Here is a 15,949-nt window from a genome sequence, read left to right on the forward strand (position 1 = left end):
CGGCCGTTCACCTCACCGCGGCCGGGTGCGTCAGGGAGCCCTCAGGTCGACCAGTTGGGCCAGCGCCGCGCGGTGGGTGCCCGCCGCTCCGTAGGCGATCGAGTCGGCCTTGGCCCGCTTGAGGTACAGGTGGACCGGGTGTTCCCACGTCATGCCGATGCCGCCGTGCAGTTGCAACGCCTCCTCGGCGGCGTGCACGGCGACCTGGGCCGCGTACGCCTGGGCCACGGCCACGGCCACGTCGGTGTCCGCGCCGGTCGCCAGGGCGTCGGCCGCGTTCCGGGCGGCGGCGCGCAGGCCCGCCACCTCCAGCCACAGCCGGGCCAGCCGGTGCTTGAGCGCCTGGAAGCCGCCGACCTGGCGGTTGAACTGCTTGCGTTCCTTGAGGTAGCGGACCGTCTCGGTCAGCAACCAGTCGGCGAGGCCCAGCTGTTCGGAGGCGAGCAGCCCGGCACCGGTCCGCAGGGCACGGCGTACGGCCGGTTCCGCGTCACCGAGGCGACGCCCCGGGGCGCCGTCGAGGCTCACGCGTGCCAGCGGCCGGGTGGAGTCGAGCGACACCTGCTCGGTGACCGTGGCGTCGGCGGCGCCGACCGCGTACAGGCCCCCGTCGTCCGCGGGCACGAGCAGCACGTCGGCGACGGACGCGTCGGCGATGCCGGTCGACTCCCCGTGCAGCACGCCCCCTTCGAGGCGCATGTGCGGGACGGGGCCGCCCGGTGCGACGTGCAGCCCGACGGCGAGCACGGCGACGGTCGTGGCGGACGCCAGCTCGCCGAGCAGGTCGTCGGCCCCGCAGGCCAGCAGCGCCTCGGTGGCGACGACGGCACTCGTGAGGTACGGGACCGGCGCGACCGCACGGCCCAGTTCCTCCACGACCACGGCGGCTTCGCGGGGGGTGGCGCCCTGACCGCCCAGCTCCTCCGGGATCAGCAGGCCCGCGAGGCCCATCGAGTCGGCGAGGGCCTTCCACAGCGCCACGTCGTGGCGGGCGGCCGACTCGGTGCGGGTGATGACGCCCGCCGGGTCGCAGTGGTCGGTGAGCAGGTCCCGGACGGCGGCGCGCAGCGCCTCTTCCTCCTCCGAGGGGAGCAGAGCGGGTTCCGGCTGTGCGCTCATCGGGCGAGGTCCTTCCATGCGACGTCCTTGTCGGTGCGCGGCTCGGCGGGCAGGCCGAGGACGCGCTCGGCGACGATGTTCAGCAGGACCTCGCTGGTCCCGCCCTCGATGCTGTTGCCCTTGGATCGCAGGTAGCGGTATCCGGCGTCGCGGCCGGTGAAGTCGACCAGTTCGGGGCGGCGCATGGTCCAGTCGTCGTAGAGCAGGCCGTCCGCGCCGAGGAGTTCGACCTCCAGGCCGCTGATCTCCTGGTTGAGCCGGGCGAAGTTCAGCTTCATGCCGGCGCCCTCGGGGCCGGGCTGGCCGGCCGCCAGTTGCTGGCGCAGGCGTACGCCGGTGAGGCGGGCGACCTCGGCCTCGACCCACAGTCCGAGCAGCCGCTGGTGCAGGTCGTGGGTGCGCAGTTCGGGGCGTTCCCGCCAGGTCTCGGCGATCTTGCCGATCATGCCGCCCTCGCGGGGGATCGGAGTGCCGCCGATGGCGACGCGTTCGTTGTTCAGCGTGGTCTGCGCGACCCGCCAGCCGTCGCCGATCTCGCCCAGGCGGCGGGAGTCGGGGATGCGGACGTCGGTGAGGAACACCTCGTTGAACTCGGCCTCGCCGGTGATCTGGCGCAGCGGCCGCACCTCGACGCCGGGGTCGGTCATGTCGCACACGAAGTACGTGATGCCTCGGTGCTTGGGGACGTCCGGGTCGGTGCGGGCGATGAGGATGGCCCAGCGGGCGAGGTGGGCGCTGGAGGTCCACACCTTCTGTCCGTTGACGACCCAGTCCTCGCCGTCCCGTACCGCGCGCGTGCCGAGGGCGGCCAGGTCGGACCCGGCACCCGGCTCGCTGAAGAGCTGGCACCAGACCTCCTCGCCGGTCCACAGCGGGCGCAGCAGCCGGCGCTTCTGCTCCTCGGTGCCGTACTGGAGGATGGTCGGGGCGGCCATGCCGAGGCCGATGCCGATGCGCCGGGGGTCGTTGTCGGGGGCGCCCTCCGCCGCCAGCTCGGCGTCCACGACGGCCTGGAGGGCGCGCGGGGCGCCGAGGCCGCCGAGGCCCTCCGGGTAGTGCACCCAGGCGAGTCCCGCGTCGAAGCGGGCGCGCAGGAAGTCCAGGCGATCGATGGTCGCCGGCGGGTGGGCGGCCAGCAACTCCTGGGTACGGCGGCGCAGTTCCGCTGCGTCGGTCATGCGGCGGCTCCCTTGTCCTTGGTCTGCGGTACTGCCTTCTCGGGTACGACGGCCACCCGGCCGGTCGTCCTGCCGTCGGCGACGCGCTGCACGGCGTCCGCCGCCCCGTCGAACGGGACGCGCTCGCTCACCAGCGGCTTGACGGCGCCCTGTGCGGCCAGTTCGGTGAGCTGTTCGTGGCAGTGCCGGACCAGCTTCGGGTTCTTGGTGTTGTACAGGCCCCAGTGCAGGCCGAGGATCGTGTAGTTCTTCACCAGCGCGTGGTTCAGCGCCGGGCTGGGGATCGTGCCGCTCGCGAAGCCGACGACGACGATCCGGCCCTCGAAGGCGACGGCCTTGGCGGACTGGGCGTAGGCCTGGCCGCCGACGGGGTCGTAGATCACGTCGGCGCCCCGGCCGCCGGTGGCCTCCTTCACGGCCGCGACGACGTCCTCGGCGTGCCGGTCGACGACCACGTCGCAGCCCAGTTCGCGGGCGACGGCCGCCTTCTCCGGGCCGCCGACGACGCCGACGACGGTGGCGCCGGCCGCCTTGCCGAGCTGCACGGCGGCGCTGCCGACGCCGCCCGCGGCGGCGTGGACGAGCAGCGTCTCGCCGGCTTCCAGCCGGGCCCGGCGGTGCAGGCCGAACCAGCCGGTCTGGTAGCCGATGTGCAGGGCGGCCACCTCGGCGTCGTCCAGGGAGTCCGGCGCGGGCAGCAGGGCGCGGGCGTCGGCGAGGGCGTACTCGGCGAAGCCGCCGTGCGGCAGCGCGGGGTTGGCGATGACGCGGCGGCCGTCCTCGGTCTCGCCGCAGATCTCCACGCCCGGCGTGAACGGCAGCGGCGGCCGGACCTGGTACTGCCCCCGGCACAGCAGGGCGTCCGGGAAGTTGATGTTGGCGGCGCGGACCCTCAGCAGGACCTGGCCCTCGCCGGGCGTCGGCCGCGGCACGTCCGCGAGGCGCATCACCTCGCCCGGCTCGCCGTTCTCGTGCACCTGCCATGCCTGCATGCGGGGCCTCCACCGACTGCGTCGTCCGACCGGGTCACTCGCATACTAAGCGGTCGCTTGCCGATCAGGGAACAGGGTGGGATCAGGGAACAGGGTGAGGGGTCACGCCTGCGAGGGCCGCGCTCGTACATGCATCCGCTCGCCCTGCGGACCGAAGAGGCTGAGGAACTCGGCCGGCCCCTCCCCCGTCGACCCGAACCAGTGCGGTACCCGGGTGTCGAACTCCGCCGCCTCCCCCGCCGACAGCACCACGTCGTGCTCGCCGAGCACGAGCCGCAGCCGCCCCGAGAGGACGTACAGCCACTCGTACCCCTCGTGGGTGCGCGGGTCCGGCTCCTCCCGGCGCTGGGGCTCCAGCACCTTGAACGCCTGGAGGCCGCCCGCCTGGCGGGTGAGCGGCCAGTGGGTACGGCCGTGGCGCACGATGGGCTTGGCGCGCACCCGGGGGTCACCGACCGGTGGCGCGCCGACCAGTTCGTCCAGCGGCACCTGGTGGGCCTGGGCGATCGGCAGCAGCAGTTCGAGGCTCGGTCTGCGCAGGCCCGACTCCAGCCGCGACAGGGTGCTGACCGAGATGCCGGTCGCCTCGGACAGCGCGGCCAGGGTCACCTCCCGCTCCTTGCGCACCTGGCGGAGCCTCGGCCCGACACCGGCGAGGACGTCGTCTGGGGTCGTCATGCATTTATTGCAGTTCCGGCAAACATATTTGTCAATCCCGTGGGATCCGAGCGACCTTCTACGTGGAGGTGGTCACCATGACCCAGAACACGAACCTGAAGGACCTGATGGATCCGAAGGACCCGTCCGGGAGGTACGACGTGGTGGTCGTCGGCGGCGGGGCGGCCGGGCTCTCCGCCGCGCTCGTCCTGGGCCGCTCCCGGCTGCGCACCCTGGTGGTCGATGCCGGTGAGCCGCGCAACGCGCCCTCGGACCACATGCAGGGCTACCTGACCCGGGACGGCATGTCCCCCGCCGACTTCCTGGCCCTCGGCCGGGAGGAGATCGCCCGCTACGGAGTGGAGCTGGTCCGCGACCGGGCGGTGGACGTGTCCCGGGGCGAGGACTTCGCGGTGGAGCTGGCCGGCGGGGACACCGTGCACGCCCGTCGGCTGATCGTCACCACCGGTCTCAGGGACGAGCTGCCGACTGTGGCCGGAGTCGCCGAGCGGTACGGCCGGGACGTGCTGCACTGCCCGTTCTGCCACGGCTGGGAGGTGCGGGACGAACGCTTCGGGGTCCTCGCCACCAACCCGCTCAGCGTGCACCAGGCCCTGATGGTGTCCGGCTGGTCGGACGACGTGACGCTCTTCCTGCACACCGTCGCGGAGCGGGAGCTGTCCGACGACGACCTGCGGCGGCTCGCCGCGGCCGGGGTCAAGGTGGTGCCCGGCGAGGTGGCCGCCCTGCGGGTCGAGGACGACCGGCTGACCGGGGTGCGGCTGGCGGACGGCACGGCACACGACCGCACGGTGGTGTTCGTCGCCCCGAAGGCGGTCCCGCAGACTGGCCTGATGGAGCGGCTGGGGGCCCAGCTGCAGGAGACGCCGTTCGGCGCCTACCCGGTGGTGGACCCGACGGGCCGGACCAGCGTGCCGGGCGTGTGGACCGCCGGCAACGCGATGGGATTCGCCGAGCAGGTCGTCCACGCGGCGAGCGGCGGGTACCGCGCGGCGTCGGCGGTCGTCGGCGACCTGATCATGTCGGACCTGGACGCCGCCCTCGCGGAGTGAGGGCACTCCGCAGCACCCGGGGAGGGCGTACACGGCCTCGCGCGGCAGTCGCGGGGTGTACGCCCGCCCGCTGCGGTGCACCATGACTGCATGCTGCTTGCCCGATTGGCCCAGGTGTCCCGGGAGGTCGCCGCCACGTCGGCGCGGTCCCGGAAGACCGTCCTGCTCGCGGAGCTGTTCCGTGAGGCGGAGGCGGCGGACGTGCCGGTCGTCATCCCGTACCTGGCGGGACGGCTCCCGCAGGGCCGGATCGGCGTCGGCTGGAAGGTGCTGAGCCGCCGTGTCCCGCCCGCGGACGCACCGACCCTGACCGTACGTGACGTGGACGCCCGTCTCACCCGGCTCGGCGCGGTCTCCGGCGCCGGTTCGCAGGCCGAGCGGACCCGGCTGGTCGGCGAGCTGATGGGCGCCGCCACGGAGGACGAGCAGCGCTTCCTGATCGGGCTGCTCACCGGGGAGGTCCGCCAGGGCGCCCTGGACGCGGCCGCCGTCGAGGGCCTGGCCGCGGCGACGGACGCTCCCCCGGCGGACGTACGGCGCGCGGTGATGCTCGCGGGGTCGCTCCAGACGGTGGCCGAAGCCCTGCTGGCCGACGGGCCCGGCGCCCTCGACCGGTTCCGGCTCACCGTAGGACGGCCCGTGCTGCCGATGCTGGCGCACAGCGCGTCCTCGGTCGCCGAGGCGGTCGGCAAGCTGGGCGGCGCGGCCGTGGAGGAGAAGCTGGACGGCATCCGCGTCCAGGTGCACCGGGACGGCGGCACGGTACGGCTCTACACCCGCACCCTGGACGACATCACCGACCGGCTGCCCGAGGTCACCGAGGCGGCCCTGGCGCTGCCCGGCGAGCGGTTCATCCTGGACGGCGAGGCGATCTCCCTCGACACGGACGGACGCCCCCGCTCCTTCCAGGAGACCGCCGGCCGGGTCGGCTCCCGCACCGACGTGGCCACGGCGGCGCGGGCGGTCCCGGTCTCGGTGGTGTTCTTCGACGCGCTCTCGGTCGACGGGCGCGACCTGCTCGACCTGCCGCTGACCGAACGGCACGCGGAGCTGGCCCGGCTGGTCCCCGAGCCGCTGCGGGTGCGGCGCACGCTGGTGCACGGCCCCGAGGAGACCGGGACCGCGGAGGAGTTCCTCGCCGAGACCCTGGCGCGCGGGCACGAGGGCGTCGTCGTCAAGGGGCTCGACGCCGCCTACAGCGCGGGACGGCGCGGCGCGTCCTGGCTGAAGGTCAAGCCGGTCCACACGCTCGACCTGGTGGTGCTGGCCGCCGAGTGGGGCCACGGCCGCCGCACCGGCAGGCTCTCCAACCTCCACCTGGGCGCCCGCACCGCCGACGGCTCCTTCGCGATGCTCGGCAAGACCTTCAAGGGCATGACCGACGCGCTGCTGGCCTGGCAGACCGAGCGCCTGAAGGAACTGGCCGTCGAGGAGCACGGCTGGGGCGTGACCGTACGCCCAGAACTCGTCGTCGAGATCGCCTACGACGGCCTCCAGCGCTCCACCCGCTACCCGGCCGGCGTCACCCTCCGCTTCGCGCGCGTGGTCCGCTACCGCGACGACAAGCGCCCCGAGGACGCGGACACCGTGGACACCCTGCTCGCCGCACACCCCGGGGTGGCCCCGTGAGGCGCAGCGCGGGCCTGCTGCTGCACCGGCGCGCTCCCGGCGGGGAGCTCCAGGTGCTCCTCGGCCACATGGGCGGCCCGTTCTACACCCGCCGGGACGCCGGGGCATGGACCGTTCCCAAGGGCGAGTACGACGCCGGGGAACCGGCGTGGGAGGCGGCCCGGCGGGAGTTCGAGGAGGAGCTGGGGCTGCCGCCGCCCGAGGGCGAGGCCGTCCCGCTCGGCGAGGTCCGCCAGGCGGGCGGGAAGCTCGTCACGGTCTGGGCCGTCGAGGCCGACCTCGATCCGGCGACGGTCGTCCCCGGCACCTTCACCATGCAGTGGCCGCCGAGGTCGGGGCGGACCGAGGAGTTCCCCGAGCTGGACCGGGTGGCCTGGTTCGGCCTTGGCCGGGCCCGCGAGGTGATCGTGAAGGCGCAGGCCGCGTTTCTCGACCGCCTGGCGGAGCACTCGCACTGACGAGACACCACGAGGAACGACGCGACCCGTCCGCGTTGCGGCACCGCGCGCCGCGCGCCAAGGTCGAAGCACGATTGCGCACCCAGGGAGGTCGGCCATGCCCATCGCGACGGTGAACCCGGCGAACGGCGAGACGCTCAGGACGTACGAGGCCATGGGCGAGGAGGAGATCGAGCGCCGGATCGAGCTCGCGGAGGCCACCTTCCGCACCTACCGGACCACGGGGTTCTACGAGCGGGCCGGGCTGATGCGCCGGGCCGCCGACCTCCTGGAGGCGGACCGGAAGGAGATCGGCAAGGTCATCACCACGGAGATGGGCAAGCCGGTCACACAGGCCCGCGCGGAGGCGGCCAAGTGCGCCAAGGCGATGCGCTGGTACGCCGACCACGCCGCGGAGCTGCTGGCCGACGAGGAGCCGGCGGAGGCCGACGTGAAGGACTCCGGCGCCTCCCGGGCCCTGGTCCGCTACCGGCCGCTCGGCCCGGTGCTCGCGGTGATGCCGTGGAACTTCCCGCTCTGGCAGGTGATCAGGTTCGCGGCGCCCGCGCTGATGGCGGGCAACGTCGGGCTGCTCAAGCACGCCTCGAACGTGCCGCAGACCGCCCTGTACCTGGAGGACCTGTTCCACCGGGCGGGCTTCCCCGAGGGCTGCTTCCAGACCCTGCTCATCGGCTCCGCCCAGGTCGACGACATCCTGCGCGACGAGCGGGTGCGGGCCGCCACCCTCACCGGCAGCGAGCCCGCGGGCCGCGCGGTGGCCTCCACCGCCGGGGAGATGATCAAGAAGACGGTGCTGGAGCTGGGTGGCAGCGACCCGTTCGTCGTCATGCCGTCCGCCGACGTCGAGCGGGCCGCCGAGGTGGCGGTGACCGCGCGCACCCAGAACGCCGGGCAGTCGTGCATCGCCGCCAAGCGGTTCATCGTGCACACGGACGTGTACGACGCCTTCGCCGAGCGTTTCACGGAGGGCATGCGGGCCCTCAAGGTGGGCGACCCGATGGACGAGGGGACGGAGGTCGGCCCGCTCTCCAGCGAGCAGGGCCGCAGCGACCTGGTGGAGCTGGTCGACGACGCGGTGCGCGGCGGCGCGACGGTGCTGTGCGGCGGCGAACGCCCGGACGGGCCGGGCTGGTACTACCCGCCGACCGTCCTCGCGGACGTCACCCGTGAGCTGCGCATCCACCGCGAGGAGGCCTTCGGACCGGTCGCCACGCTCTACCGGGCGGCCGACCTGGACGAGGCGGTGCTGATCGCCAACGACACGCTCTTCGGGCTCAGTTCGAACGTGTGGACGCGCGACGACGCGGACGTGGACCGTTTCGTCCGGGACCTGGAGGCGGGCGGTGTGTACGTCAACGGGATGACGGCGTCCCACCCGGCGTTCCCGTTCGGCGGGGTCAAGCGGTCGGGCTACGGGCGTGAGCTGTCCGGGCACGGAATCCGCGAGTTCTGCAACATCACCACCGTATGGCACGGAGCGTGAGCCTTCCGCGACTACGATCCCCTTTGTGAACCGCGAAGTGACCCTGCCTCTGATCGTCGACGACCGCGGCACGCTCCAGGTCGCCGCGTCCGACGTGAGCAAGCTGCTGCGCACGGTCGGCGGGCGGTGGCTGCGGCTGGTGGAGACCGGCGAGGAGAGCCTGGACGAGGACACCGTCGCGGCCCTCACCATCGAGCTGGCCAAGCTGGCCGACCGGATCGACGTGGCGTGCATCGCCCACAGCAGCGGCCCCTCCTCCTGACGCGCCTGCCGCCTGCCGCCTGCCGCCCGGCTCCCCGAGACGGAGTAACCCCGCGAGAGATCGCCGCCCCGGTGAGTGATCGTGGATGGGCACCCCTGAAAAGGTGCAGCACTTTCCGGCCGGGGGGCGCAAGCCTTCCGCGAGGCGAAAGCAGGCACGGTTCATGGCGACTTTGTGCAGACCCTCGGTGTCCGTCCCGGAGCACGTGATCACGATGGAGGAGACGCTGGAGCTGGCGCGTCGGCGTCACACCGACCATCCTCAACTGCCGCTCGCGCTCCGGCTGATAGAGAACACCGGGGTCCGCACCCGGCACATCGTGCAGCCGATCGAGGACACACTGGAGCACCCCGGCTTCGAGGACCGCAACAAGGTCTACGAACGGGAGGCGAAGTCCCGGGTCCCGGCCGTGATCCAGCGTGCTCTGGACGACGCGGAGCTGCTCACCACCGACATCGACGTGATCATCTACGTCTCCTGCACGGGCTTCATGATGCCGTCGCTCACGGCGTGGCTGATCAACGAGATGGGTTTCGACAGCACCACGCGCCAGATACCCATCGCCCAGCTGGGCTGTGCGGCCGGCGGTGCCGCGATCAACCGCGCCCACGACTTCTGCACCGCCTACCCCGAGGCCAACGCGCTCATCGTGGCCTGCGAGTTCTGCTCGCTGTGCTACCAGCCCACCGACCTCGGCGTGGGCTCCCTGCTCTGCAACGGTCTCTTCGGCGACGGCATCGCCGCCGCGGTGGTCCGCGGCCGGGGCGGCACCGGAGTGCGCCTGGAGCGCAACGGCTCGTACCTGATCCCCAAGACCGAGGACTGGATCATGTACGACGTGAAGGCGACCGGTTTCCACTTCCTGCTGGACAAGCGGGTGCCGGCCACCATGGAGCCGCTCGCACCGGCGCTCAAGGGGCTGGCCGGAGAGCACGGTTGGGACGCCGCCGACCTGGACTTCTACATCGTGCACGCGGGCGGCCCCCGGATCCTCGACGATCTCAGCACGTTCCTTCAGGTGGACCCGCACGCCTTCCGGTTCAGCCGGGCCACGCTCACCGAGTACGGCAACATCGCCAGCGCCGTCGTCCTGGACGCGCTGCGCCGGCTCTTCGACGAGGGCGCCGTCGAGGAGGGGGCACGCGGGCTGCTGGCCGGCTTCGGTCCCGGCATCACCGCGGAGATGTCCCTGGGCTGCTGGCAGACCGCGGACGTGCGGCGGGGCGTGCGACAGGACGTGACGCGGACCGCGGCACGGGGTGTGACACGAAGTGTGAGGCAGACATGAGCGAAGAGACGATCTCCCGGACCGTGCCGCCCGTCCGGGACTGGCCGGCCGTCGACCTGCCCGGCAGCGACTTCGACCCGGTGCTGACCGAGCTGATGCGCGAGGGTCCCGTCACCCGGATCTCGCTGCCCAACGGCGAGGGCTGGGCCTGGCTCGTGACCCGTCACGACGACGTCCGGCTGGTCACCAACGACCCCCGGTTCGGGCGCGAGGCCGTCATGGACCGGCAGGTCACCCGGCTGGCCCCGCACTTCATCCCGGCGCGCGGCGCGGTCGGCTTCCTGGACCCGCCCGACCACACCCGGCTGCGCCGCTCGGTGGCCGCCGCCTTCACCGCGCGGGGCGTGGAGCGCGTACGCGAGCGGTCCCGGGGCATGCTCGACGAACTGGTCGACGCCATGCTGCGGGCCGGTCCGCCCGCCGACCTCACCGAGGCGGTGCTGAGCCCGTTCCCCATCGCGGTGATCTGCGAGCTGATGGGTGTGCCGGCCACCGACCGGCACGCCATGCACACCTGGACCCAGCTGATCCTGTCCTCCTCGCACGGCGCCGAGGTCAGTGAGCGGGCCAAGAACGAGATGAACGCCTACTTCTCGGATCTCATCGGGCTCCGGTCCGACAGCGCGGATGAGGACGTCACCTCACTGCTGGGTGCCGCCGTGGGGCGGGACGAGATCACGCTGTCGGAGGCCGTCGGGCTCGCGGTGCTGCTCCAGATCGGCGGCGAGGCGGTCACCAACAACAGCGGGCAGATGTTCCATTTGCTGCTGACCCGCCCGGAACTGGCCGAACGCCTGCGCTCCGAGCCGGGGATCCGCCCTCGGGCCATCGACGAGCTGCTGCGCTGGATCCCGCACCGCAACGCCGTGGGGCTGTCCCGGATCGCCCTTGAGGACGTGGAGATCAAGGGGGTGCGGATCCGCGCGGGCGACGCGATCTACGTCTCGTACCTGGCCGCCAACCGCGACCCGGAGGTCTTCCCCGACCCGGACACGATCGACTTCGAGCGCTCGCCCAACCCGCACGTGTCCTTCGGCTTCGGCCCGCACTACTGCCCCGGCGGCATGCTCGCCCGGCTGGAGTCGGAGCTGCTCCTCGACGCGGTCCTGGACCGGGTGCCGGGGCTGAAGCTCGCGGTGGCGCCCGAGGACGTGCCCTTCAAGAAGGGTGCGCTGATCCGCGGGCCCGAGGCCCTGCCGGTGACCTGGTGAGCGGCCTGGTCGCGGCGGCCGAGGGCCTGCTGGTGCCGCCCGGTCAGGGCAGGGTGGTGCAGGCGCCGGCCCAGCACGTGACCTTCAAGGTGACCGGTTCGCATTCGCGCATGGCGTCCACCTTCGAGGTGATCGTGCCGCCGGGGTTCGACGTCGGCGCCCATGTGCACACCCGCAGCGAGGAGCTGTTCTACGTGCTGGAGGGCGAGCTGGACGTGCTCGCCTTCGAACCGAGGATCCGTACGCCGGACAGCTGGCGGAGGTGGGAGTCGAGTTCGGGCAACCGCGTGGTGCGCGCCACCCCCGGCACGGTCATCGTCGTACCCCCCGGTTGTCCGCACGCCTTCGCGAACCCGACGGGCGAGCCGGCCAAGATGTTCTTCCAGGCCAGCCCGCCCCCGGACCACGAGCGCTACTTCGAGGAACTGCTGGAGATCCTCGGAGAAGGGGGACCCCCGGACCACGAGGCCATCGAGGCGCTGCGGGCGAAGTACGACATCGAGCAGCTCACGCCGCTGCGACACGGTTAACGGATCGGCATCCCCGCCAGCGTCCGCGCGATCACCAGCCGCTGGATCTCGCTCGTGCCTTCGAAGATCGTGTAGATCGCGGAGTCCCGGTGCATCCGCTCCACCGGGTACTCCCGCGTGTAGCCGTTGCCGCCCAGGATCTGGACCGCCTGGGCGGTCACCTTCTTCGCGGTCTCGCTCGCGAACAGCTTGGACATCGAGCCCTCGGCCGCCGTGAACGGCTTGCCGTTGATCGCCATCCAGGACGCCCGCCACACCAGCAGCCGCGCCGCGTCGATGGACGTGCGCATGTCCGCGAGCTGGAAGGCGACGCCCTGGTTGTCGATGATGGGGCGTCCGAACTGCTCCCGGGTCTGCGCGTACTCCAGCGCCACCTCGTAGGCGGCACGGGCCGTGCCCACCGCCATCGCGCCGACCGCCGGGCGGGACGCCTCGAAGGTGGCCATCGCCGCGTTCTTCACCCGCTCGCCGCCCTTCTTGGCCTTCTCCCGGGCGCGGGCGAGGCGGGCGTCCAGCTTCTCCTTGCCGCCGAGCAGGCAGGAGCCGGGCACGCGCACGTTGTCGAGGACGACCTCGGCGGTGTGCGAGGCGCGGATGCCGTGCTTCTTGAACTTCTGGCCCTGGGACAGCCCCGGCGTGCTCGGCGGGACGATGAAGGAGGCGTGGCCCTTGGAGCCCAGGTCCGGGTCGACGACCGCGACGACGACGTGCACGTTGGCGATGCCGCCGTTGGTCGCCCAGGTCTTGGTGCCGTTGAGCACCCACTCGTCCTTGGCCTCGTCGTACACGGCACGGGTGCGCATGGAGGCCACGTCGGAGCCGGCGTCGGGCTCGGAGGAGCAGAAGGCGGCGACCTTGACGTCGTTGGCGTCGCCGTACATCTGCGGGATCCAGGTGCCGATCTGCTCCTCGGTGCCGTTGGCGAGGACGCCGACGGCGGCGAGGCCGGTGCCGACGATCGACAGGGCGATGCCCGCGTCGCCCCAGAACAGCTCCTCCATCGCCATGGGGATGCCGAGGCCGGTGGAGTCGAAGTACTGCTGGGCGTAGAAGTCCAGGGAGTAGATGCCGACCTTGGCGGCCTCCTGGATGACCGGCCAGGGGGTCTCCTCGCGCTCGTCCCATTCGGCGGCCGCGGGGCGGATGACGTCGGCGGCGAAGCCGTGCAGCCAGTCCCGGACCTCCTTCTGTTCGTCGCTCAGCTCCATGGTGAACTCGGCCATGTCCCCTCCAGTGACGCCCGTGCATGTTACTTGCGGTAACACCGAGTGTGTTACCCACGGGTAAGAAAAGTCAACTCCCGGACCCCCCTCGCCCTCCCGTTCGAGGGCCCTCGTCCCGTGAGTGTTAGTTTGCGCAGGCGTCACCGAAACAGCACGGGTGGGGAGAGCACATGAACACCACGCAGCGGGCCGATCAGCAGACATCCGCCGACCGCAGACGGCGCGAGCTGCTCGAGGCCGCCGACCGGGTGGTGCTGCGCGACGGTCCACACGCCTCGATGAACGCCATCGCCGCCGAGGCGGGCATCACCAAGCCGATCCTGTACCGCCACTTCGGCGACAAGGGCGGACTCTACGCCGCCCTCGCCGTCCGCCACACGGACGCCCTCCTCGCCTCGCTGCGGGCCGCCCTGGACGCCCCGGCCCAGCGTCGGCAGCGCGTCGAGGCCACCCTGGACACCTATCTGGCGGCCATCGAGGCCCGCCCGCAGGTGTACCGGTTCCTGATGCATCCGGCGGAGAGCGCCGGCACCCCTGGCGACCAGTCCGAGCAGGGCTTCGACGTCGGCAAGCACTCGGCGCCGCTGCTGCGCCGCATGGGCGAGGAGCTGGCCCAGGTCATCGAGGAGCGCCTCGACGTCGGGCCGGGCACCCAGCAGCTGGCCCGGGTCTGGGGGCACGGCATCGTCGGCATGATGCACGCCGCCGGGGACTGGTGGCTGGGCGAACGCCCCTGCCCCCGGGAGGAATTGGTGCGCACCCTGGCCGACCTGCTGTGGGGCCGCCTCGCCGAGGCCGGCGACAAGGCGGGCGGTCCCGGGTTCTGACCCCCGGCCGCTGCGTGCCCCGGCCCGGCGCCGGTGAGAGCGCTCAGCGGTGCCAGGACGCCCGGGCCACCTGGCGCATCAGCTTCCGGTGCCGCCGGCCGGTCAGGCGATCGGCGTAGACCCGCCCCTCCAGGTGGTCGCACTCGTGCTGGAGGCACCGGGCGAAGAACCCCGTCCCGCGCACAGTGACCGCCTCACCGGTCACCGTGAAGCCCGTCACCACCGCCTCGTCGTGCCGCTCGGTCCCCGCCTCCAGACCCGGCAGCGACAGACAGCCCTCCGGACCCCGCACCACCACGCCGCCGGTCTCCACCAGCCGGGGGTTCACCACGTGCCCGAGGTGCCGCTCGTCCTCGTCGTCCGGGCAGTCGTACACGAAGACGCGCAGCGCCTCGCCGATCTGGTTCGCGGCCAGGCCCACGCCGTGGGCGGCGTACATGGTCGCGAACAAGTCCTCCACGAGCGCCGCGAGTTCCGGGCCGAAGTCCGTCACCTCCGCGCAGGGGGCGTGCAGGACGGGGTCGCCGAGGAGGCCGAGGGGACGGACGCGCCCGTGGGCGCCCGGGATGGAGCCTTGTCGCATGGCGGCCAGAGTAAGGTCCCTGTGTCCCCCGGCGGCACGCGCCCACCGCCGGAACCGGTGGCCGGTGCCGCGATTCGGGAGTGCGAATGGATCTCGATAGGCTGAGGTCCACACCACGTGGCCGTCAGGCTTCACAGGCTTCAGGCGCGGCGCGTACGGCAAGGAGGATCGAGAACTGATGGCAGGCAACTCGGACCCGCTCACGCCGCGGGCCAAGATCGCCGTGACCGCGGGCAAGGCGGTCGCGGCGGCGTCCCGCGCCGCGGGGCGCGGCAGCGGTTCGGTGATCGGCGGCCGGGTCGCGCTGAAACTCGACCCCGACCTCCTCCACCGGCTCGCCGGGCACCTGGACGTGACCCTCGTCTCGGCGACCAACGGCAAGACCACCACCACCCGGCTCATCGCCGAGGCGCTCAAGGCGGCCGGTCCGGTCGTCTCCAACGCGCTCGGCGCCAACATGCCGGCCGGCATCACCTCGGCGCTCGCGGGCGGCGCGGACGCCCGCTACGGGGTCATCGAGGTCGACGAGAAGTACCTCGTCGGCGTCGCCCAGGCCACCGAACCGAAGTGCATCGCGCTGCTCAACCTCTCCCGCGACCAGCTGGACCGCGCCGCCGAGACCCGCATGCTCGCCGAGAACTGGCGCGAGGGCCTGGCCGGCTCGAAGGCCGTGGTCGTCGCCAACGCCGACGACCCGCTGGTCGTGTGGGCCGCGTCCTCCTCCCCGAACGTGATCTGGGTCGCCGCAGGCCAGATGTGGAAGGACGACGCCTGGTCCTGCCCGTCCTGCGGCGGCGTCATGCAGCGCCCGGGCGACGACTGGTTCTGCGGCGAGTGCGGCTTCCGCCGTCCCACGCCGAGCTGGGCCCTGTCCGGCGACCACGTGCTCGACCCGCACGGCTCCGCCTGGCCCATCCACCTCCAGCTGCCGGGCCGCGCCAACAAGGCCAACGCCGCCTCCTCGGCCGCCGTCGCCGCCGTCTTCGGGGTGCCGCCGCAGGTCGCGCTGGAGCGCATGTACCAGGTGCAGGCGGTCGCCGGGCGCTACGACGTCGTCCAGTTCCAGGGCCGCGACCTGCGCCTGCTGCTCGCCAAGAACCCGGCGGGCTGGCTGGAGACCTTCTCCCTGATCGACCCGCCGCCGGCCCCGGTGATCCTCTCGGTGAACGCGCGCGGCGCCGACGGCACCGACACCTCCTGGCTGTGGGACGTGGACTACACCCGGCTGTCCGGACACCCGATCTGCGTGGTCGGCGACCGGAAGCTGGACCTCGCGGTGCGCCTGGAGGTCGCGAACCAGCAGTTCCAGGTGTGCGAGGACCTCGACCAGGCGGTGCAGCTGTGCCCGCCGGGACGCATCGAGGTCATCGCCAACTACACCGCCTTCCAGGACCTGCGCCGCCGCGTCGGCAACTGACCGCGAGACTTCAGGGGAT

General features: G+C 72.6%; 16 protein-coding genes. 10 read left to right on the plus strand and 6 right to left on the minus strand.

Annotation, left to right across the window (positions count from 1 at the left end):
* Nucleotides 1–30: 30 nt before the first annotated feature.
* The 4 genes from ACZ7MF_RS20975 to ACZ7MF_RS20990 form a co-directional block, all read right to left on the minus strand.
* Entirely contained in the window at nucleotides 31–1,119 is a 1,089-nt protein-coding gene (locus ACZ7MF_RS20975) for an acyl-CoA dehydrogenase family protein (protein WP_471478405.1), read from the minus strand.
* Nucleotides 1,116–2,297: an acyl-CoA dehydrogenase gene (locus ACZ7MF_RS20980; RefSeq protein ID WP_471478407.1), complete on the minus strand. Its 1,182-nt coding sequence runs from the start codon at nucleotides 2,295–2,297 to the stop codon at nucleotides 1,116–1,118. Before ACZ7MF_RS20980 ends, ACZ7MF_RS20975 begins: the two co-directional genes overlap by 4 nt.
* A complete protein-coding gene (locus ACZ7MF_RS20985; protein WP_471478409.1) occupies nucleotides 2,294–3,289 on the minus strand; it encodes an NADPH:quinone oxidoreductase family protein in 996 nt (331 codons plus the stop codon). The genes ACZ7MF_RS20980 and ACZ7MF_RS20985 overlap by 4 nt, the downstream gene beginning before the upstream one ends.
* A gap of 102 nt (nucleotides 3,290–3,391) precedes the next feature.
* On the minus strand, nucleotides 3,392–3,967 hold the full coding sequence (locus ACZ7MF_RS20990) for a helix-turn-helix domain-containing protein (protein WP_356863987.1): 576 nt from the start codon (nucleotides 3,965–3,967) through the stop codon (nucleotides 3,392–3,394).
* Between the two features lie 77 nt (nucleotides 3,968–4,044).
* Between ACZ7MF_RS20990 and ACZ7MF_RS20995 the strand changes: the two genes are divergently transcribed.
* The 8 genes from ACZ7MF_RS20995 (at nucleotide 4,045) to ACZ7MF_RS21030 (ending at nucleotide 11,880) form a co-directional block, all read left to right on the plus strand.
* Nucleotides 4,045–5,019 carry an NAD(P)/FAD-dependent oxidoreductase gene (locus ACZ7MF_RS20995; RefSeq protein WP_471478412.1) on the plus strand — a complete coding sequence of 325 codons (975 nt, stop codon included), beginning with the start codon at nucleotides 4,045–4,047 and terminating at the stop codon, nucleotides 5,017–5,019.
* 90 nt (nucleotides 5,020–5,109) lie between these two features.
* Nucleotides 5,110–6,648: an ATP-dependent DNA ligase gene (locus ACZ7MF_RS21000; protein WP_471478414.1), complete on the plus strand. Its 1,539-nt coding sequence runs from the start codon at nucleotides 5,110–5,112 to the stop codon at nucleotides 6,646–6,648.
* Nucleotides 6,645–7,106: an NUDIX hydrolase gene (locus ACZ7MF_RS21005; protein ID WP_471478417.1), complete on the plus strand. Its 462-nt coding sequence runs from the start codon at nucleotides 6,645–6,647 to the stop codon at nucleotides 7,104–7,106. The genes ACZ7MF_RS21000 and ACZ7MF_RS21005 overlap by 4 nt, the downstream gene beginning before the upstream one ends.
* Nucleotides 7,107–7,203: 97 nt before the next feature.
* Nucleotides 7,204–8,589 carry an NADP-dependent succinic semialdehyde dehydrogenase gene (locus ACZ7MF_RS21010; protein ID WP_471478419.1) on the plus strand — a complete coding sequence of 462 codons (1,386 nt, stop codon included), beginning with the start codon at nucleotides 7,204–7,206 and terminating at the stop codon, nucleotides 8,587–8,589.
* Between the two features lie 25 nt (nucleotides 8,590–8,614).
* A complete protein-coding gene (locus tag ACZ7MF_RS21015) occupies nucleotides 8,615–8,851 on the plus strand; it encodes a DUF6213 family protein (RefSeq protein WP_003977626.1) in 237 nt (78 codons plus the stop codon).
* A gap of 85 nt (nucleotides 8,852–8,936) precedes the next feature.
* Complete coding sequence (locus tag ACZ7MF_RS21020; RefSeq protein WP_471478422.1) at nucleotides 8,937–10,139, plus strand: 1,3,6,8-tetrahydroxynaphthalene synthase; 1,203 nt, start codon at nucleotides 8,937–8,939, stop codon at nucleotides 10,137–10,139.
* Nucleotides 10,136–11,350 (plus strand): cytochrome P450, encoded by a 1,215-nt coding sequence (locus ACZ7MF_RS21025; RefSeq protein ID WP_471478424.1) that lies wholly within the window; start codon nucleotides 10,136–10,138, stop codon nucleotides 11,348–11,350. Before ACZ7MF_RS21020 ends, ACZ7MF_RS21025 begins: the two co-directional genes overlap by 4 nt.
* Entirely contained in the window at nucleotides 11,347–11,880 is a 534-nt protein-coding gene (locus ACZ7MF_RS21030; protein WP_471478426.1) for a cupin domain-containing protein, read from the plus strand. The genes ACZ7MF_RS21025 and ACZ7MF_RS21030 overlap by 4 nt, the downstream gene beginning before the upstream one ends.
* On the opposite strand, the gene ACZ7MF_RS21035 is transcribed toward ACZ7MF_RS21030, so the two are convergent.
* Complete coding sequence (locus tag ACZ7MF_RS21035; protein ID WP_159324687.1) at nucleotides 11,877–13,103, minus strand: acyl-CoA dehydrogenase family protein; 1,227 nt, start codon at nucleotides 13,101–13,103, stop codon at nucleotides 11,877–11,879. The genes ACZ7MF_RS21030 and ACZ7MF_RS21035 overlap by 4 nt on opposite strands.
* A gap of 170 nt (nucleotides 13,104–13,273) precedes the next feature.
* Between ACZ7MF_RS21035 and ACZ7MF_RS21040 the strand changes: the two genes are divergently transcribed.
* Nucleotides 13,274–13,930, plus strand: coding sequence for a TetR/AcrR family transcriptional regulator (locus ACZ7MF_RS21040; RefSeq protein ID WP_030866111.1), 657 nt, complete (start codon nucleotides 13,274–13,276; stop codon nucleotides 13,928–13,930).
* A 43-nt stretch (nucleotides 13,931–13,973) separates the two neighbouring features.
* Here ACZ7MF_RS21040 and def read toward each other — a convergent pair whose 3' ends face one another.
* A complete protein-coding gene (gene def / locus ACZ7MF_RS21045) occupies nucleotides 13,974–14,513 on the minus strand; it encodes a peptide deformylase (RefSeq protein WP_471478429.1) in 540 nt (179 codons plus the stop codon).
* Nucleotides 14,514–14,691: 178 nt separating this feature from the next.
* On the opposite strand from def, the gene ACZ7MF_RS21050 reads away from it, so the two are divergent.
* Nucleotides 14,692–15,930 (plus strand): Mur ligase family protein, encoded by a 1,239-nt coding sequence (locus ACZ7MF_RS21050; protein ID WP_087810636.1) that lies wholly within the window; start codon nucleotides 14,692–14,694, stop codon nucleotides 15,928–15,930.
* Nucleotides 15,931–15,949: the final 19 nt, after the last annotated feature.

The organism is Streptomyces sp. NPDC111628 (genome assembly GCF_055635195.1).